Below are 17,799 nucleotides of genomic sequence, written 5' to 3' on the forward strand. Positions count from 1 at the left end.
GCCGCCGCGATGCGCCGCAAGGCCAGCCTGATCCTGCTCGCCTTCGCCGTGTTCTTCACGGCGATGTCCCCGCTCATGCGCTGGTACGCCTTCCCGCGCCTCGCCAAGATCCCGCCCAGTCAGTACCAGGAGGCGGTCCTCGAGGCGAAGAACCCGACGCTCATCGACTACGGCTCGATGAAGGCCAAGAAGATCGACAAGGTCACCATCGTGCAGACGCTCAAGGGCAACGTGGAGGCCTCGGAGAAGATCGAGAAGACCGATGGGGACTCTTCCCGTGACGTCGTCGTCTGGGACGCCCTCTCCTACGTCCAGGACGGGGACGGCAAGATGGTCTCCAAGGTCCCCGAGCGCTACATCTTCGACGCGCACAGCCAGGAACCGGTGCACGCGACGGGCGAGATGGTCGACGGGGACGCGGTCAAGCGCCAGGGCATCGAGTTCAAGTGGCCCTTCCTGACCGAGAAGCGGGACTACGAGTACTTCGACGCCCAGGCCCGCGTCACCAAGCCCATCCACTACAAGGGCACGCAGACCTTCCGCGGTGTGAAGGTCTTCTACTTCGAGCAGACCATCCCCTGGACCAAGGTGCCCTTCCCCAAGACCATGCCGGTCAAGGGCATCACGCCGGAGTCCCTCGCCAAGACCGGCACCACCCGCTGGTACACGACCGTCCGCAAGTTCTGGGTCGAGCCGACCACCGGGGCGCCCGTCTACGGCGAGGAGATCCAGCGCAACGAACTGCGCGGCGGCACGCTCCTCGGCGACCGGGACAAGGTCACGGTCTTCGAGGGACACGTGAAGATGCGCGAGGACTACATCAAGAGCACCGTCGACCTGGTGAAGTCCCAGCGCGTCCTGGTGCTCCTCCTGACGTCCTATCTCCCCTGGGGCTTCCTGGGCCTTGGACTGCTCCTGCTCGGCCTCTCCCTCTGGCTGGAGGCACGCAGCCGCAGGCCCGGCGACCCGGAGGCCACGGCGGCGCCCGAACCGGAACCGGTCAACGCCTGAGCCGGGCGTTCGTGAACCGCGTCGCCTGCGCGGCCGCCGGATCCTCCGGCCACGGATGCTTCGGATAGCGCCCGCGCAGCTCCGCCCGCACGGCCCGGTAGCCGTCCCGCCAGAACGAGGCAAGATCGGCGGTGACGGCCGCGGGGCGTCCGGCGGGGGAGAGCAGGTGCACCAGGACGGGCACGGTGCCGTCCGCGATCCGCGGGGTCTCGGCGAGCCCGAACATCTCCTGCAACTTCACGGCCAGGACGGGCTGTTCGGGGTCGGAGTAGTCGATCCGGATCCTGGACCCGCTGGGCACGGCCACCCGCTCCGGGGCGAGCGCGTCCAGCCGGGTGGCCTCACCGGTCGCCCATGGCAGCAGCCGGTTGAGCGCCTGCCCCGCGTCGATGCGCCGCAGGTCGGCCCGGCGCCGCGCCTTGGAGAGCTCGGGCTCCAGCCACTCGTCCACGCGCGCGTGCAGGGCGCTTTCGGAGACGTCGGGCCAGGGCGCCCCGAGATGCCGGTGCAGAAAGGCGAGCCGCTCCCGCCGCTCGCGCGCGCCCTGGGACCAGTTCAGGAGCGAGGTCCCCTCCTCCCTGAGTCCCGCGAGCAGCCCTTCTCGTACGAGAGCGGGAGCGGGCTTCTTGAGCGGCCGCACCCTCAGCTCCACGGCACCGAGCCGCTCGACGTGGCGCGCGACGAGATCCCCGTCGGCCCAGGCGACCTCGTCCCCCTCGCCGTACAGCGGCGCCGCCGCGCTCCGGGCGACATCCCCGTCGATATGCCCGCCGAGCAGCACGCGCGCGTGCCCCGCGCCCACCGGCCGGTCGGCCACGGCCACGGTGATCCATTGCGCGCCGGTCAGCGCGGACCCCGGGCGCACCTCGGCGCGGGTCCCGTTGACCATGAGGTAGGTCCCGTCGCCGCGCGCCTGGGCGACCCGCTCGGGGAAGGCGAGCGCGGCGACGAGGCCGGCAGCGTGCTCATCGCTCCTGCCGGTCCCCGGCTCCCGTGCCGTCGGCGCACCGGCTCCCGGCGGCGACGCCTCCGCGGCAGCGGTCAGCCGCCGCACCTCCGTGCGCCACCGCGCCGCGTACCCGTCACCGCCCTGCCGGGCAGTGCGCCACGCAGCCGCGAGGTCGTCCCCGTACTCCCGCGGCGGCTCCTCGCTGAGGAGGGCCACCACCTCGGCCGCGCGGCGCGCTCCCACGAGGGGAACCGCGTCCAGCAGGGCCCGCGCAAGGCGGGGGTGCAGTCCCACCCGCGCCATCCGCGTGCCCCGCTCCGTGACCCGCCCCGACTCCGCGTCCACCGCACCGACCGCCGTCAGGACGGAACGTGCCGCCGCCATCGCGCCACCCGGCGGGGGATCGAGCAGGGCGAGCCCGGAGGCGTCGGGATCCCCCCAGCAGGCCGCCTGAAGGGCGAACGCGGAGAGGTCGGCCAGCTTGATCTCCGGCGCCGGAAAACGCGGCAGACGGGCGTCCTCCGCCTCCGCCCAGCACCGGTACACGGCCCCCGGCGCCTCACGCCCGGCGCGTCCCGCCCGCTGCCGGCCGGCCGCCTGCGAAGCCCGTACCGTCGTCAGCGCGCTCAGCCCGCGCGCGTGGTCGACGCGCGGCTCACGCGCGAGCCCCGAGTCGACGACGACCCGCACCCCGGGCACCGTCAGGGACGACTCCGCCACCGACGTCGCGAGGACCACCCGCCGCGCGCCTCCCGCCGAGCCCGCGAGCACCGCGTCCTGCACCGCGGCGGACGCCCGCCCGTGCACCTGGAGCACCTCGGCCGGCACGTCCCCCAACTGCCCGGCCACGCGCGCGATCTCACCGACACCGGGCAGGAAGCACAGCACGTCCCCGTCCCGCTCGGCGAGCGCGCGCCGCACCACCGACGCCACATGCGTGAGCAGCGCCGGATCCACCCGCATCCCGTGCGGCGGCCGCACCGGACGCACGGGCGGCGCCCAGACGACCTCGACGGGGTGCGAGGTGCCGTGCGCCTCCACCACGGGAGCGTCCCCGAGGATCCGCGACCACCCCTGCGCGTCCGTCGTCGCGGACGCGGCCACGAGCCGCAGCTCGGGCCGGAGGGCGGCCCGCACGTCCACCAGGAACGCCGCCACGGTGTCGGCGTCGAGATGCCGCTCGTGACACTCGTCGATGATCACCACGTCGACGCCGCTCAACTCCTGGTCCCGCTGGAGCCGTTGCAGCAGGACGCCCGTGGTGACGACCTCCACGCGCGCGTGGCGTCCCACCACGCGCTCGCCGCGCACGGTGTACCCGACGCTCTCCCCGACCTTCTCGCCGAGCAGCCACGCCATCCGCCGCGCGGCGGCCCGAGCGGCGATGCGCCGGGGCTCGGCGACCACCACACGGCGTACCGGAGCGTCCCCGAGGAGCCCGGCGAGGGCCAGCGGCACCAGCGTCGTCTTGCCCGTGCCGGGAGGCGCGCACAGCACGGCGCTGCCCGGCCCCTCCAACGCGGAGCTCAGCGCGGGCAGCGCACTGCGTACGGGCAGGTCCAGGGCGTCGCTACGGAGACGGATCACGCACTCAGTCTCGTACGCAGACGTAGATCGCCGTCCCCGGGATCAGATTCCCGCGCAACGGCGACCAGCCGCCCCACTCCTGGGTGTTCCACTCGGGCCACTGGGGCTCCACCAGGTCGACGAGGCGGAAACCGCCGGCCACCACGTCCCGCACCCGGTCGCCGATCGTCCGGTGGTGCTCCACGTAGACGGCGTTCCCGTCGTCGTCCTGCTCCACATAAGGAGTGCGGTCGAAGTAGGAGGCCGCGACCGTAAGACCCTCGGGGCCCGGCTCGTCGGGGAAGGCCCAGCGCATCGGGTGCGTCGCCGAGAACACGAAACGGCCGCCGGGCCGCAGCACGCGGTGCACGTCCTTGAGGACCCGCACCGGATCGGCCACGAACGGCATCGCTCCGTAGGCCGAGCACACGAGGTCGAAGCTGCCGTCCGCGAACGGCAGCGCCCCCGCGTCGGCCTCCACCAGCGGCACACCGCCGCCGATCCGCAGCGCGTGCTGCAACTGCCGGTGGGAGAGGTCGAGCGCGACCGGACGCGCGCCCTGCGCGGCGAGCCAGCGCGAGCACTGCGCCGCACCCGCGCCGATCTCCAGGACGTCCTTGCCCTCCAGTTCCTCGGGCGGGCCGAGAAGCTCGGCCTCCACCTCGTCCAGTCCTTCGGGACCCCACACGAACCGGTCGTCACCCAGGAAGGTGCCGTGCTCGATCTGGTAGTCGTCCGCATTCCTGTCCCACCAGCCACGGTTGGCGCGACTGCTCTCCGTCACATCGGCGTCACGGCGGGTGGCTTCCGGTTCGGGCGTCTCGGGCAGCTCGGACTCTTGGATGATCGGCTCCATCGTCGTACTCTTCCGTCTGGCTCGGTGAGGCTTCGTCGCGGCGGGACAGTCGCGGGGTGGACCGAAAGCGGTCGCGGCAGGGCGCCGTGCGGCCCGTGTGGCCTCATGCGACAGCATTTGTGCCGGGTATGCGGCGTTCCGCCCCGGGTGTGCGCCTTCGCGCATTGACCCTGTCCGGCTGCCCCCGTATGCTACAAGTTGCGCTGCGAGCCTGCCTTCCTCAGACGTAGCAGGATGCGCTCGCATCTGTTGTATGTCCCCTCGGTTGTCGAGGCGCCTTCCGTTTCTCCGGAAACTCAGGACGGCGCTTTGCAGGCTGTCCGGCTTCTTCAGAGCGAAATCGGCTCCGGCGCTAGCAGTACCTACGACTCACCGTCCGTACCGGAGCCCTTACCCACATGACGAGCAGCACCGAGACCACCGCTTCCACCACCCCGCAGGTAGCGGTCAACGACATCGGTAACGAGGAAGCCTTCCTCGCCGCGATCGACGAGACGATCAAGTACTTCAACGACGGCGACATCGTCGACGGCGTCATCGTGAAGGTCGACCGGGACGAGGTCCTGCTCGACATCGGTTACAAGACCGAAGGCGTCATCCCGTCCCGCGAGCTTTCCATCAAGCACGACGTCGACCCCAATGAGGTCGTCGCCGTGGGCGATGAGATCGAGGCTCTTGTTCTCCAGAAGGAGGACAAGGAAGGCCGTCTCATCCTGTCCAAGAAGCGCGCACAGTACGAGCGCGCCTGGGGCACGATCGAGAAGATCAAGGAAGAGGACGGCATCGTCACCGGCACCGTCATCGAGGTGGTCAAGGGTGGTCTCATCCTCGACATCGGCCTCCGTGGCTTCCTGCCGGCTTCCCTCGTCGAGATGCGCCGCGTCCGCGACCTCCAGCCCTACGTGGGCAAGGAGCTCGAGGCCAAGATCATCGAGCTGGACAAGAACCGCAACAACGTGGTCCTTTCCCGCCGTGCCTGGCTCGAGCAGACCCAGAGCGAGGTCCGCCAGACCTTCCTCACGACCCTGCAGAAGGGCCAGGTCCGCTCCGGCGTCGTTTCCTCGATCGTCAACTTCGGTGCGTTCGTGGACCTCGGTGGCGTCGACGGTCTCGTGCACGTCTCCGAGCTTTCCTGGAAGCACATCGACCACCCCTCCGAGGTTGTCGAGGTCGGCCAGGAAGTCACCGTCGAGGTTCTCGACGTGGACATGGACCGCGAGCGCGTCTCGCTGTCGCTCAAGGCGACGCAGGAAGACCCGTGGCAGCAGTTCGCCCGCACGCACCAGATCGGGCAGGTTGTTCCCGGTAAGGTCACCAAGCTCGTTCCGTTCGGTGCGTTCGTGCGCGTCGACGAGGGCATCGAGGGCCTGGTCCACATCTCCGAGCTGGCCGAGCGCCACGTGGAGATCCCGGAGCAGGTCGTCCAGGTCAACGACGAGATCTTCGTCAAGGTCATCGACATCGACCTCGAGCGCCGCCGCATCAGCCTCTCGCTGAAGCAGGCCAACGAGGCCTTCGGCGCCGACCCGTCGGCCGTCGAGTTCGACCCGACCCTGTACGGCATGGCCGCGTCGTACGACGACCAGGGGAACTACATCTACCCCGAGGGCTTCGACCCCGAGACCAACGACTGGCTCGAGGGCTTCGAGTCGCAGCGTGAGGTCTGGGAGACGCAGTACGCCGAGGCGCAGACGCGCTTCGAGCAGCACCAGGCCCAGGTCATCAAGTCCCGCGAGGCTGACGCCCAGGCCGAGGCTGAGGGCGCTGCGGCTCCCGCTTCCTCGACCGGCACCCCGGCTGCCGGTGGCAGCGGCGGTGGCGGCGGCGGTTCGTACTCCTCGGAGTCGGACGACAACTCCGGCGCCCTGGCGTCGGACGAGGCGCTTGCCGCTCTGCGCGAGAAGCTTGCGGGCGGCCAGAGCTGAGGCTCGCCCCTAGGCGGTAACAGCTGAACGCTGCGGGCCCGCACCTCTTCGGAGGTGCGGGCCCGCAGTTCTGTTTTCGGCCCCCAGTCCCTTCGGGGCGCCCCTCCTACGGCGTCACCGTGATGTTCGTCAGGCCCTTGCCACCCGTCACCGTGTTGCTCGCGTACACCGTCGTCTTGCAGCTGCCGCTGAAGTTGGTCACGTTGACCGCCAGTTGCTTGTCGCCGGTCGAGCCCGACAGGTTCGACCTGTTGCCGCGGAAGACCGTGCCGCAGCCCCAGCCGGACTGCTGGCTGTGGGTCTCGTAGCCGTTGTTCGTGGTGTTCTTGCCGGTGTTGTTCTCGATGACGTAGTTGTTGCCCTTCACGTCGATCCACGAGTCGTCGTAGTTGTTGCCGGTCAGGCCCTTGCCGTCGAAGGTGTTGCCGGTGACCTTGCCGCCGGTGGTGCCTTCCTTGAGGTCGATGGCCTCGCCGCCCACGTCGGGGCCGATCGTGTTGCCGGTGATCTGTACGTTGTCGCTCTTGTCGCTCAGACCGCCCGCGCTGCCCACGTAGACGCCCTCGCCCATGCCGCGGTCGTCGTTCCCGGTGTCGTAGATCTTCGAGCCCTTGATGACGCCGTCGTTGCTCGACTTCCGGAAGTGGACGCCCTCCATGTCGAGGCCGTGGACCGTGACGGTGTCCACGACGACGCCTCTCGCGGAGTCGATCATGATGCCCTTCTGGCCGCCGGTGACGGTGATGCCCTTCACCGTCCAGTAGGAGGCGCCGTTCAGATGCAGGCCGTAGCCGCCGCCCGCGGTGAGCACCGCCTTCGAGGAGCCGGTCAGGGTGATGCGGGCTCCTGAGCTCGCGGCCGTGCTCGTCTTGAAGTTTCCGGTGTACGTGCCGTCGGCGAGGTGGATGGTGTCGCCCGGGGAGGCGCCGGTGAGCGCGGACTTGAGCTCGGCGGCCGTGGAGACCTCGATGGTCCCGGCCGCCGCCGGCACGGGGGAGGCGGTGGCCACGACGGCCGGGCCTGCGACGGCGGCCGCCGCGACGAGCGCGGAGAAGGAGATGAGCAGAGTGCGTCGGGTACGCATGTGGGGTGACCCTCCGGTTCTTGTACGTGAACACTGGGTGTGCACATGAACGTAGAGGTGGGGCATGTCCGCGTCAAGGTCTGGGCCATTGCCGTGAACTCGGCTTCCCCTCAAGGGTGTTCACGCATACGAAACCGGGCCCGCCCGGCCCCACTACCGGCGTGTACGTGACGTAAGAAGCCGCCGTGAAGAGGTAGGGGAGGGAATGCCCGCGCCGCTGCGGGCGTTCTGCTGTACGAGTCACGACGAAGAGGGCGAGGAGCGGTCACAGTGCTTGATCCGCAGGGTTTGTACGCATGGGAGCCGAAGGGGCTCGCCGTCGTCGACATGGCGCTCGCCCAGGAGTCGGCCGGACTGGTCATGCTCTACCACTTCGACGGTTACATCGACGCGGGCGAGACCGGCGACCAGATCGTCGAGAGCCTCACCGACAGCCTGCCCGGTCAGGTGGTGGCGCGCTTCGACCACGACCGGCTCGTCGACTACCGCGCCCGCCGCCCGCTGCTCACGTTCCGGCGCGACCGCTGGGCCGACTACGAGGTGCCCACGCTCGACGTGCGCCTCCTCCAGGACGCCACGGGCGCGCCCTTCCTGCTGCTCTCCGGACCCGAGCCGGACGTCGAGTGGGAGCGTTTCGCCGCGGCCGTCGAGCAGATCGTGGAGCGGCTCGGCGTACGCCTCGCGGTGAACTTCCACGGCATTCCCATGGGCGTGCCGCACACCCGCCCCGTGGGCCTGACCCCGCACGGCAACCGCACCGACCTGGTGCCCGGACACCGCAGCCCCTTCGACGAGGCGCAGGTGCCCGGCAGCGCCGCGTCGCTGGCCGAGTACCGCCTCCTGGAGGCCGGCCACGACGTGCTCGGCGTCGCCGCGCACGTCCCGCACTACATCGCCCGTTCCGCCTACCCGGACGCGGCCCTCACCGTCCTCGAAGCGATCACCGGAGCCACGGGCCTGGTGCTGCCGAGCGTCGCGCACTCCCTGCGCACCGAGGCGCACCGCACGCAGACCGAGATCGACCGGCAGATCCAGGAGGGCGACGAGGAACTGGTCGCCCTCGTGCAGGGACTTGAGCACCAGTACGACGCGGCGGCAGGAGCGGACGCGCGCGGCAACATGCTCGCGGAGCCCGTGGACATCCCCTCGGCCGACGAGATCGGCCAGGAATTCGAGCGCTTCCTCGCCGAGCGTGAGGGCGACGCGTAGCCGAGCGGGCGGAGAGTGACGCCACCCCCTAAGCTGCCGGTCATGCTGAAGGTGGGCCTGACCGGCGGTATCGGCGCCGGCAAGAGTGAAGTGTCACGTCTCCTCGTCGCGTCGGGAGCTGTGCTGATCGACGCCGACAAGATCGCGCGAGAGGTCGTGGAACCGGGAACTCCGGGCCTGGCGAAGGTCGTTGACGCCTTCGGGCGGGAGATCCTCGCTGCGGACGGCACCCTCGACCGGCCGAAGCTGGGCTCGATCGTCTTCGCCGACCCCGAGAAGCTGGCCGTACTGAACTCGATCGTGCACCCCCTGGTCGGCGCCCGCTCCGCCGAGCTGGAGGGCGCGGCCTCGCAGGACGCGGTGGTCGTCCACGACGTGCCGCTGCTCGCGGAGAACGCCCTGGCGCCGCTGTACGACGTCGTGGTCGTGGTCGACGCGAGCCCCGAGACCCAGCTGGACCGTCTCGTGCGGCTGCGCGGCATGAGCGAGGAGGACGCCCGCGCGCGGATGGCCGCCCAGGCGACGCGCGAGAAGCGTCTGGAGATCGCGGACCTCGTGATCGACAACGACGGCCCGCTGGAGGGCCTGGAGCAGCGGGTCGGCGCCGTGTGGGCGGACCTCGCGCGGCGGGCGCGGGAGGCCTAGAAGGAGGCGGGGCGTGGTCGTACTGGCGGTGTTCACCGCTCTGGGCGGCCTGGTCGCGCTGCTGGCCGGGGTGTACGGCCTGCGGCAGACCCGGCGCATCACGGACATGGGCGAGGTGGCGCAGGCCCTGGTCAAGGCGGTGCAGCCGGGGGCGGGGCGGCCGACGCTGCAGTTCGAGACGGGGGACGGGCAGGTCGTCGAGGTGGTGTCGCCGGTGCCGCCGAGCAGGAAGCGGCCGCTCGTCGCGGGCGACCGGGTGCGCATCGCGTACGACAGCGACGACCCCCGGGAGACCGTCGTGCTGGGGCGTGAGCGCAGGGGCATCGACCGGGGCTTCGTGGTGGCGGGCGCGGCGGTGCTGCTGCTCGGTCTCGTGCTGACGTCTCTGGCGCCGTGAGGCCCCCGCCGCCCGGGAATGGGGCACGGAGGGAATTGACGGAATAGGCGGCGCCGTGACGGGCGTTGACACGGAGCAGCGAGGGAAGGAGTCACGCGTGCCCGAAATTACCCCGGAGACCCATGTCATCGACTTCCGTGCGGCGGAACAGCTCCTTGCCGCACGGGATCCCCGAGGCGCGGTGAAGCTGCTCGACACGGTCATCGCGGCCCACCCCGAGAACACGGCGGCGCGGCTGCTGCGGGCCCGCGCCTTCTTCGCCGCCGCCCAACTGCGCGCCGCCGAGCTGGAGTTCAGCATCGTCCTGGAGCGCGAGCCGGACAACGCGTTCGCCCACTTCGCGCTGGCCCGCACCTACGAACGTGCGGCGCGGCCCGACCAGGCCCGGCGCCACTTCCGCCTGGCCGCGGCGCTCGACCCGCAGCCGGAGTATCTGGCGGCGGCCCGCTTCGACGACGCCGAAGCGGGTGGCGAAGGCGACGGGGGCGACGCGGGCACCGAGGGCCGGCCGGGTCGCTGACGCGCAATCGCTAACCGGCTTTCGGAGGCTCGTACGGCGGGATGTCGCGGCCCGGCTGATAGTGCGGGCCCTGGTGGATGTGGCGCAGGATCACCGCCATGTCGGCGGTGACGATCAGCCAGAGCGCCCCGCAGGCCACCGCCCACGCGGGGCGTCCGGCGAGGGCGAAGGCGACGATGCCGAAGGTGGCCCAGATCAGGCCCCACACGCTGAACCAGAAGCGCATGCGCAGCGGACTGCGCGCGGTCACCGGTTCACTGCCCGTACGCATCATGAGAGGTCATCTCCTCCCTCTCCACCCCGTTCCCGGCGGGTCTCCACCTCCAAGGATCCACCCGTGGGTGGTGGACCGGAAGGGGCGGAGGCTTCAAGATCGTAGATGTGTCGATCGGGGGTAAGGCTGTGCTGGACGTACTGAGGAACAGGGCGAGGACGGACGAGCGGCTCGCCGCGTGGCTGAAGGATCTGGAGAGCGCGGGGCAGCCGCGGGCCGAGGCGGTGCTGCCGTCGGCGGACGAGCTGCCGGACGTGCTGCTCGACCTGGCCGTGCCGCACGAGGACATCAACGACCTGCTGGCCCTGCGCGCACGCCTGGCGGATGACCCGGAAGCGCGGTGGCTCCTGGACCGCGGCGTCGACGGGACGGTGCGGGACATGGGGGTGGCCGGCGCGGGGCCGCGGTATCCGCCGCTGCCGGTGGAGTTGGGCTCACTGGGGGTCTTCTTCTACGTGTACGTCTTCGTGGCGTCGCTGCCGTACGTGCGTGCGTACCACCGGAGCCGAGGCATCCCGGACGACGTCTCCCGGCGTACGCTCGCCGACCTCGGACGGCACATGGCGGTGCACCGCAGGGCGCGCGGCGGTCCCGGGCTGCTGCACCCGAGCTGGAACTCCCTGCATTTCCGGGGCGAGCTCTACCAACTGGGGCGGCTGCAGTTCCAGCGCGGGGTGCTGGGGGAGCGGATGGGCGACGCGGTGGCCGCGGCGGGGCATTGCGCGGGCCGGGGCGATCCCTGCCTGGACCTCCACATCACCGACTTCCGGGGGCCGCTGTCCCCGGAGGCCTGCGACCGCTCGGTGGAGCTGGCCCGGGAGTTCTTCGCGCGGCACTTCCCGCAGGAGCGATATGAGACAGCCATGTGCCACTCCTGGCTGCTCGATCCGCAGCTGAAGCGCTATCTGCCCGCGGAGTCGAACATCGTCCGCTTCCAGGAGCGCTTCCGCCTCGTGGACGGGCATGACCGGGAGCCGGACGACAGCGCTCCCGTCGCCTTCGTCTTCGGCGACCGGGACCTGCCCGTGGCCGAACTGCCGCGGCGGACAAGGGTGGAGAGGGCCGTGGGGGACCATCTGCGGGGCGGAGGCCACTGGTACGGGGGGCATGGCTGGTTCCCGCTGTAGACCGCGTGGCCACGGGGAGAGGGGGGAACGGCGCCCTGGAGCGCTTCGTTGACGGGGCATGACCACTGAGATGCGTGAGGGATACGAGGGGACGGGCCCCGGAGCGATCACGCCGGACGGCTGCGCGGTGGACCTGTACGCGCGCCTGACCGTCGGGGACGAGCCGGACGTCGTCGCCGGAGCGGTGCGGGCCGGGGCGCACATTCTGGAGCTGGGCAGCGGTGCGGGGCGGGTGACGCGTCCCCTGCTCGAGCGGGGGTTCCGGATCACGGCCGTGGACGAGTCCTCCGAGATGCTGGAGAAGGTCTCCGCGCTCGACGGGCGGGTGCGCACGATCCGGAGCCCGATCGAGACGCTAGACCTGGGCGAGCGGTTCGAGGTGGTGATGCTCGCGTCGTTCCTCGTGCACACCGGCGACGTCTCGGTGCGGCGCGGGATGCTGCGGGCCTGCCGGAGCCATGTGACGGACGACGGCTGTGTGCTGATCCAGCGGGAGGGCGCGGATTACCACACGAATCTGCCGAGGGAGCGGGTCGACCCCGGTGGGTTCACGGTGCGGATCCTGTCGGCGGAGCCGGTCGGGGACGGGGTGAACGAGGTGCGCGCGGAGTACGTGTTCCCGGACGCCGTATGGACCCAGACGTTCCGCGCCCGTCCGCTCACGAAGGAGGAGTTCGAGCAGGTGCTGCTGGAGGAGGCGGGGCTGAGGGTCGACAAGTACCTGACGGAGGACGGGACGTGGGTGCGGGCGGTGCCGGTGCGCTGATGTCCGGGACGGGGGATCCACGGAGTTGGGGTGGCGCCCGGCGATGAGTTCTGCGGGGCGGGTCGGTCTATCTCGGTGACAGCACAACAGCCCCTGTTCACCTAGGAGATCACCATGACCACGGCCACCACCACCCCCACCACCCCCAGCGCCTCCGCCCGGACCGCCCCCGCCTCCACCACCGGCGGCTCCGCCTTTGCCGGTCGTCGTTCCGTCCGCGTCACGCTGCGCACGCTCCAGGTGGTGCTCGCGCTGTTCTTCGGTCTCGCCAGCGGGGTGCCGAAGCTGATCGCGCACCCCACGGCGGTGGAGGCCTTCGAGAGGCTCGGGTGGGGCGAGCCGGGGATGTACACGATCGGCGCGCTCGAGGTGCTCGGCGGGATCGCGCTGCTGATTCCGGTGCTCAGTTCCGTCGGCGCGACGGCTCTGGTCGGGCTGATGATCGGCGCGTTCATCGTGAGCGTCACCGCGCTCGGCGGGGAGAACGCGGCCACGCCGCTCGTCCTGATCCTCCCGCTGGCGTGGATCGCCTGGGCGCGACGCGGGCAGACGGCGGAGCTGGTCCGCCTCCTCGTGCGGCGCGGTGCGTGAAGGGCGCCGCACCGGGATGGAGTTCCGTCCCCGTGCCGAGGGCTCACCGGGCAGCGCCGGGTGGGCCCTCGGTGCGGGGACGGGGGCGCGTGGCTAGCCGCCCTCGAAGCCGCGCAGTCGTTCCATGTCCCGGCGGTCGCGCTTGGTGGGGCGGCCCGTTCCCCGGTCGCGGATGCCGGCCGGGGCCACGGCCTCGCGGGGCGGTGGCGGAGGGCTGTTGTCGACGTAGCACTCGACGGCCACCGGAGGGCCCACGCGCTTGCGGATGAGGCGTTTGACGACGACGACGTTCTCGCGGCCGCCCGCGTGGCGCAGGCGTACCTCGTCGCCGACGTGCACGCCGTAAGCGGGCTTCACGCGCTCGCCGTTGACCCGCACATGGCCGCCCTTGCAGGCCGCCGCGCCCATCGAGCGGGTCTTGACCAGGCGTACGGCCCAGATCCAGGCGTCGATCCGCACGGTTCCCCCGCCCGCGGCGCCGCCCGCCCCCGCGCTCCCGCCCGTACCCGCGCCCCCGCCTGAAGTCTCCGAAGCCATGCCTCGACTTTAATGCCTGCCCGGCGGTGGGGGAGGCGGTGTGTGACAGCCGTGCGGCAGCAGTGCGGCATCCCCGGCCGCACGGCGAGCCGTTCGGGATCCGTTCCCCTCGGAGTCTGATAATTCGGGCTAATCACCACAAAGCCTGATGTAGACCCAGGGGTGCCGCCTATGAAGCTCGAAGCCACCGTCGATGACCTGATGGACACGTTGCGCGCCGACCTCGAACGGCTGGCCGCGATCCCCTCGATCGCCTTCCCCGGCTTCCCCTCCGAGCCGGTCCAGGAGGCGCACGATCTGCTGGTCGAGCTGTTGCGGGCAGCGGGGGTGGCGACCGTCGAGCGGCTCGACCTGCCGGACACCTCACCGGTGATCTACGCGGAGATCCCGCCGCCGACCCCGCAGGCGCCGACGGTCCTGCTCTACGGCCACTACGACGTCCAGCCGCCCGGCGACGAGAGCCTGTGGAAGTCGCCGCCCTTCGAGCCGACCCCGATCGAGGGCGGCCTGCGCGCCCGGGGCATCGCGGACGACAAGTCCAACGTCATCGCGCACCTGGGGATGCTGCGGGCCTACGGCGGCCGGCCGCCCGTCGGGATCAAGATCGTCATCGAGGGTCAGGAGGAGTACGGCAGCGCCTTCGACGACTATCCGCCCACCGACCCGGAGCGGTTCGCCTGCGACGCCATGGTGGTCGCCGACCTCGGCAACCTCCGCCCCGGCACCCCCACCCTCACCACCGCCCTGCGCGGCGCGTCCGAAGTGGTCGTGGAGGTGCGCACCCTCGACGAGCCGCGCCACAGCGGGGAGTTCGGCGGCGCGGCGCCCGACGCCCTGCTCGTGCTCCTCAAGGCCCTGGCCACCCTGCACGACGTACACGGAGACGTGGCCGTGGAGGGGCTGCGGCGGGAGGACTGGAGCGGCACGAGCTACACCGAGGACGAGTTCCGCTCGCTCGCCGGTGTGCGCGAGGGGGTGCCGCTCGTCGGCAGCGGCAGCCTGGGCGAGCGGCTGTGGAGCGGCCCCGCGATCACGGTGGTCGGCCTGGACGCGCCGACCGTCGAGCACGCCGCTTCGGCCGTCGTGCCGTACGCGCGCGCCAAGTTGAACCTCCGCTTCCACCCCCGCCAGGACGCGAAGGAGGCGCAGGGCAAGCTGGTCGACCACCTGCGCTCGCTCACGCCGTTCGGCGTCCCCCTCACCGTCACGCCCGGCGACACGGGACCCGGCTACGAGGCGGCCACCGGCGGCCCCGCCTACCGAGCCGCCCGAGCCGCGCTCAAGGAGGCCTGGGGCGAGGACGCCTCGTTCGTGGCGACCGGCGGCTCCATCCCCCTGGTCAACGGCCTCGCGAAGGCGGCACCCGGCGCCGAGGTCCTGCTCTTCGGAGCCCAGGACAGCATGTGCAATCTGCACGCCCCGAACGAACGCGTCCTCTTCTCCGAGCTGCGCAACACCGTCGTCGCCATGGCCGCCTTCGTGCGGGAGTACGCCGCCGACTTCGACGGCGGCGATGCGGCCGGGAAGAGCCGCGCATGAGTACCACGGCGACCGATCCCGGCACCGAAGAGCCGCAGCACAAACGGAAGTTCACCTTCCCCAGCGCTCTGACCATCCTCGCGATCGTCACCGTAGGCGTCTGGCTGCTCGCCTTCCTCATTCCCTCCGGCGCCTACGACCGCAACGACAAGGGCGCCCCCGTCCAGGGCAGCTACCACCGCGTCGACTCCGGCCAGAGCTTCGTCGACCGGCTGGGCGACCTCTTCCTCGCCCCGGTCAACGGCCTGTACGGCATCCAGGACGAGAAGTCGGGCGTCGTCGGGCCCGACATGACCGGTGAGCTGTACGGCAGCGCGGGCGTGTTCCTGTTCGTGCTCGCCATCGGCGCGTTCATCACCGTCGTCTTCGCCACCGGCGCCCTGGACCGCGGCATCGGCCGCCTCGCCCACCGCCTGCGCGCACGCGGCGCGATGCTGATCGCGGGCGTGATGCTCGTCTTCTCCGTCCTCGGCACGGTCGAGGGATTCGCGGAGGAGACACTCGGCTTCTACGGCCTGATCGTGCCCCTGATGCTGGCCCTCGGCTACGACCGGATGGTCGCCGTCGGCGCGATCATCCTGGGGGCCGGGATCGGCGTGCTCTGCTCGACGGTCAACCCGTTCGCGACCGGGGTCGCCTCCTCGGCCGCGGACATCTCGCTCGGCGACGGCATCGTGCTGCGGTTCGTGATGTGGGTCGTCCTGACCGCGGTCACCATCGCCTACGTCATCCACTACGCGAAGCGCGTACAGAAGAACCCGGAACGCTCCCTCACCGGCTTCCTGCCCGGCGACCGCGAGCAGACCGACGAGGACGCGGGCGAGGTGCCGGAGCTGACGCGCCTGCACAAGGCCGTCCTCGTCCTGGTCGCCCTCGTCTTCGCCTTCATGATCTTCTCCGTGGTGCCCTGGTCGAGCGCGCTCACCGGCAACGCGGATGCGAAGCCGTACGGCTTCGAACTCGACTGGTCCTTCCCGCAGTTGGCGGCGCTCTTCCTCTGCGCCGCCGTGCTCGTGGGGTGCGTGGCACGGATGGGCGAGCAGAAGCTCAGCTCGACGATCATCCAGGGCGCGGCCGACTTCATCTCGCCCGCGCTGGTGATCGTGCTCGCGCGCGGCGTCACGGTGATCATGAACAACTCGAAGGTCACCGACACCGTCCTGCACTCCATCGAGGGCGTCGTGAAGGGCACGTCCTCCGGGCTCTTCGCGATCATCGTCTTCGTCGTGAACCTGCCGCTGGCCTTCCTGATCCCCTCCACCTCCGGCCACGCCACCCTCGCCATGCCGATCCTCGCCCCCCTCGCCGACTTCGCCGGGGTCTCGCGCTCGGTCGTCGTCACCGCATGGCAGGCCGCGAGCGGCTGGATGAATCTGTGGGTGCCGACCACCGCCGTGACCATCGGCGGCGTCGCGCTCGCGAAAGTCGGCTACGACAAGTACCTGCGCTTCGTCTGGCCGCTGCTCGCCATTTTGTTCGTACTGATCTGCGCCTTCGTGGCGCTCGGAGCGGTGATGACATGACGAATCCCCCAACCCCCTCCCCGACCCCCTCCCCGACCCCCTCCACCCCCTCGCCCCCCTCAGCCCCCTCAAGCGCCGCGGCCAGGCCTTCGGCCGCCGCGTACCGCAATCTCGCGGTCGCCACGGTCGGCTTCACGCTCACCTTCTGGGCGTGGGACCTCATCGCGCCGCTCGGCAGCGACTTCGGGGAGCGGCTCGGGCTCTCGTCGTTCGCCCAGTCCCTGCTGGTGGCCGTGCCGGTCATCGTCGGCTCGCTCGGCCGCGTCCCGGTCGGCGCGCTCACCGACCGCTACGGCGCCAAGCGGATGTTCCCGCTGGTCTCGGCGCTCACGATCGTGCCGGTGCTGCTGATCATCCCGGCCAAGGACAACTACATCGCGATGCTCGCGGTCGGCTTCCTGCTCGGCCTGGGCGGCACGACGTTCGCGATCGGCATCCCGCTGGTCAACTCCTGGTTCCCGCCCGCCCACCGGGGCTTCGCGCTCGGCGTCTTCGGGATGGGCATGGGAGGCGTGGCGCTCTCCGGGTACTTCACGCCGCGGATCGCCAAGCACGGCGACAACCTGCCCTTCCTGGTCGTCGCGATCGCCCTCGCCGCGTACGCGGTGCTCGCGGCGCTCCTGATCACCGACCGCCCCGACCGCCCGGTGCCGACGAGCCCGCTCACGACCCGTCTCGGTGCGGCCGGCCGGCTGCGGGTGACGTGGGAGCTCTCCGCGCTGTACGCGATCGGGTTCGGCGGCATCGTCGCCTTCGGCGTCTATCTGCCCACGTACCTGAAGACCTGGTACGACCTCTCGCCCACGGACGCGGGCACGAAGGCCGCCGGGTTCGCCCTGGTCACGGTCATCTTCAGGCCCATCGGCGGCTGGCTCTCCGACCGGATCCACCCGGCGACGGTCACCTCGGTCGCGCTGTCCGTCGTCGCGGTCTTCGCCATCGCGCAAGCCTTCGAACCCCCGCTGAACCCGGGCGGCACGATCTTCTTCCTGGCCATGGCGGCGGGACTCGGCACGGCGAGCGGCAGCGTCTTCGCACTCGTCTCCCAGGTGACGCCGCAGGCACAGGTCGGCTCCGTGACGGGCATCGTCGGAGCGGTGGGCGGCCTCGGAGGGTTCGTCCCACCGCTGGTCATGGGGGCGATCTACAGCGCCAAGGACTCGTACTCGATCGGCTTCATGCTGCTCTCCGATCTGGCGCTCGCGGGATGCGTGTACGCGTACGGGCGGATGCGGGGGCTGCGGGCCGGTTGACCCGTGGGGCGCGCGGCCAGCGGGTTA

The 17,799-nt window shown here is 71.0% G+C and carries 17 protein-coding genes; 12 read left to right on the plus strand and 5 right to left on the minus strand.

Annotation, left to right across the window (positions count from 1 at the left end):
- Nucleotides 1–9: 9 nt before the first annotated feature.
- A complete protein-coding gene (locus ACFUPX_RS18350; RefSeq protein ID WP_383322962.1) occupies nucleotides 10–1,011 on the plus strand; it encodes a DUF3068 domain-containing protein in 1,002 nt (333 codons plus the stop codon).
- On the opposite strand, the gene hrpB is transcribed toward ACFUPX_RS18350, so the two are convergent.
- Both hrpB and ACFUPX_RS18360 read right to left on the minus strand, forming a co-directional pair.
- Nucleotides 1,001–3,547, minus strand: coding sequence for an ATP-dependent helicase HrpB (gene hrpB, locus ACFUPX_RS18355; RefSeq protein ID WP_383322965.1), 2,547 nt, complete (start codon nucleotides 3,545–3,547; stop codon nucleotides 1,001–1,003). The genes ACFUPX_RS18350 and hrpB overlap by 11 nt on opposite strands.
- A gap of 4 nt (nucleotides 3,548–3,551) precedes the next feature.
- Entirely contained in the window at nucleotides 3,552–4,382 is an 831-nt protein-coding gene (locus ACFUPX_RS18360; protein WP_383322968.1) for a methyltransferase domain-containing protein, read from the minus strand.
- Nucleotides 4,383–4,780: 398 nt separating this feature from the next.
- Here ACFUPX_RS18360 and rpsA point away from each other — a divergent pair, with 398 nt between their 5' ends.
- Nucleotides 4,781–6,307, plus strand: a complete 1,527-nt coding sequence (gene rpsA / locus ACFUPX_RS18365; protein ID WP_383322971.1) for a 30S ribosomal protein S1 — start codon at nucleotides 4,781–4,783, stop codon at nucleotides 6,305–6,307.
- A gap of 106 nt (nucleotides 6,308–6,413) precedes the next feature.
- Here rpsA and ACFUPX_RS18370 read toward each other — a convergent pair whose 3' ends face one another.
- Nucleotides 6,414–7,391 (minus strand): sheath polysaccharide-degrading enzyme, encoded by a 978-nt coding sequence (locus ACFUPX_RS18370; RefSeq protein ID WP_383322974.1) that lies wholly within the window; start codon nucleotides 7,389–7,391, stop codon nucleotides 6,414–6,416.
- A 270-nt stretch (nucleotides 7,392–7,661) separates the two neighbouring features.
- Here ACFUPX_RS18370 and ACFUPX_RS18375 point away from each other — a divergent pair, with 270 nt between their 5' ends.
- From ACFUPX_RS18375 to ACFUPX_RS18390, 4 genes are all read left to right on the plus strand, one after another.
- The gene (locus tag ACFUPX_RS18375; RefSeq protein WP_383322977.1) at nucleotides 7,662–8,600 is read left to right on the plus strand and encodes a PAC2 family protein; all 939 of its coding nucleotides are present in this window, start codon (nucleotides 7,662–7,664) and stop codon (nucleotides 8,598–8,600) included.
- Nucleotides 8,601–8,642: 42 nt separating this feature from the next.
- Nucleotides 8,643–9,245, plus strand: coding sequence for a dephospho-CoA kinase (gene coaE, locus ACFUPX_RS18380; RefSeq protein WP_383322980.1), 603 nt, complete (start codon nucleotides 8,643–8,645; stop codon nucleotides 9,243–9,245).
- A gap of 13 nt (nucleotides 9,246–9,258) precedes the next feature.
- Complete coding sequence (locus tag ACFUPX_RS18385) at nucleotides 9,259–9,642, plus strand: DUF3592 domain-containing protein (protein ID WP_383322983.1); 384 nt, start codon at nucleotides 9,259–9,261, stop codon at nucleotides 9,640–9,642.
- Nucleotides 9,643–9,739: 97 nt separating this feature from the next.
- Nucleotides 9,740–10,162, plus strand: coding sequence for a tetratricopeptide repeat protein (locus ACFUPX_RS18390; RefSeq protein ID WP_383322986.1), 423 nt, complete (start codon nucleotides 9,740–9,742; stop codon nucleotides 10,160–10,162).
- Between the two features lie 10 nt (nucleotides 10,163–10,172).
- On the opposite strand, the gene ACFUPX_RS18395 is transcribed toward ACFUPX_RS18390, so the two are convergent.
- Nucleotides 10,173–10,433, minus strand: coding sequence for a DUF6343 family protein (locus tag ACFUPX_RS18395; protein ID WP_383323182.1), 261 nt, complete (start codon nucleotides 10,431–10,433; stop codon nucleotides 10,173–10,175).
- Nucleotides 10,434–10,660: 227 nt separating this feature from the next.
- Between ACFUPX_RS18395 and ACFUPX_RS18400 the strand changes: the two genes are divergently transcribed.
- The 3 genes from ACFUPX_RS18400 to ACFUPX_RS18410 all read left to right on the plus strand — a co-directional run bounded on the left by ACFUPX_RS18400 (nucleotide 10,661) and on the right by ACFUPX_RS18410 (nucleotide 12,920).
- Complete coding sequence (locus tag ACFUPX_RS18400) at nucleotides 10,661–11,563, plus strand: acyltransferase domain-containing protein (protein ID WP_383323185.1); 903 nt, start codon at nucleotides 10,661–10,663, stop codon at nucleotides 11,561–11,563.
- A 70-nt stretch (nucleotides 11,564–11,633) separates the two neighbouring features.
- The gene (locus ACFUPX_RS18405; protein WP_383323188.1) at nucleotides 11,634–12,329 is read left to right on the plus strand and encodes a class I SAM-dependent methyltransferase; all 696 of its coding nucleotides are present in this window, start codon (nucleotides 11,634–11,636) and stop codon (nucleotides 12,327–12,329) included.
- Between the two features lie 114 nt (nucleotides 12,330–12,443).
- Nucleotides 12,444–12,920, plus strand: coding sequence for a DoxX family protein (locus ACFUPX_RS18410; protein WP_383322989.1), 477 nt, complete (start codon nucleotides 12,444–12,446; stop codon nucleotides 12,918–12,920).
- 93 nt (nucleotides 12,921–13,013) lie between these two features.
- On the opposite strand, the gene ACFUPX_RS18415 is transcribed toward ACFUPX_RS18410, so the two are convergent.
- Complete coding sequence (locus tag ACFUPX_RS18415) at nucleotides 13,014–13,457, minus strand: RNA-binding S4 domain-containing protein (protein ID WP_383322992.1); 444 nt, start codon at nucleotides 13,455–13,457, stop codon at nucleotides 13,014–13,016.
- A gap of 171 nt (nucleotides 13,458–13,628) precedes the next feature.
- Here ACFUPX_RS18415 and ACFUPX_RS18420 point away from each other — a divergent pair, with 171 nt between their 5' ends.
- From ACFUPX_RS18420 to ACFUPX_RS18430, 3 genes are read left to right on the plus strand one after another with little or no spacing between them, the layout of a single operon-like run.
- Complete coding sequence (locus ACFUPX_RS18420) at nucleotides 13,629–14,996, plus strand: M20/M25/M40 family metallo-hydrolase (protein WP_383322995.1); 1,368 nt, start codon at nucleotides 13,629–13,631, stop codon at nucleotides 14,994–14,996.
- Nucleotides 14,993–16,519 (plus strand): YfcC family protein, encoded by a 1,527-nt coding sequence (locus ACFUPX_RS18425; protein ID WP_383322998.1) that lies wholly within the window; start codon nucleotides 14,993–14,995, stop codon nucleotides 16,517–16,519. Before ACFUPX_RS18420 ends, ACFUPX_RS18425 begins: the two co-directional genes overlap by 4 nt.
- Nucleotides 16,516–17,772, plus strand: a complete 1,257-nt coding sequence (locus ACFUPX_RS18430) for an MFS transporter (RefSeq protein ID WP_383323000.1) — start codon at nucleotides 16,516–16,518, stop codon at nucleotides 17,770–17,772. The genes ACFUPX_RS18425 and ACFUPX_RS18430 overlap by 4 nt, the downstream gene beginning before the upstream one ends.
- Nucleotides 17,773–17,799: the final 27 nt, after the last annotated feature.

It is taken from the genome of Streptomyces sp. NPDC057302, from assembly GCF_042667685.1.
GTDB lineage: Bacteria > Actinomycetota > Actinomycetes > Streptomycetales > Streptomycetaceae > Streptomyces.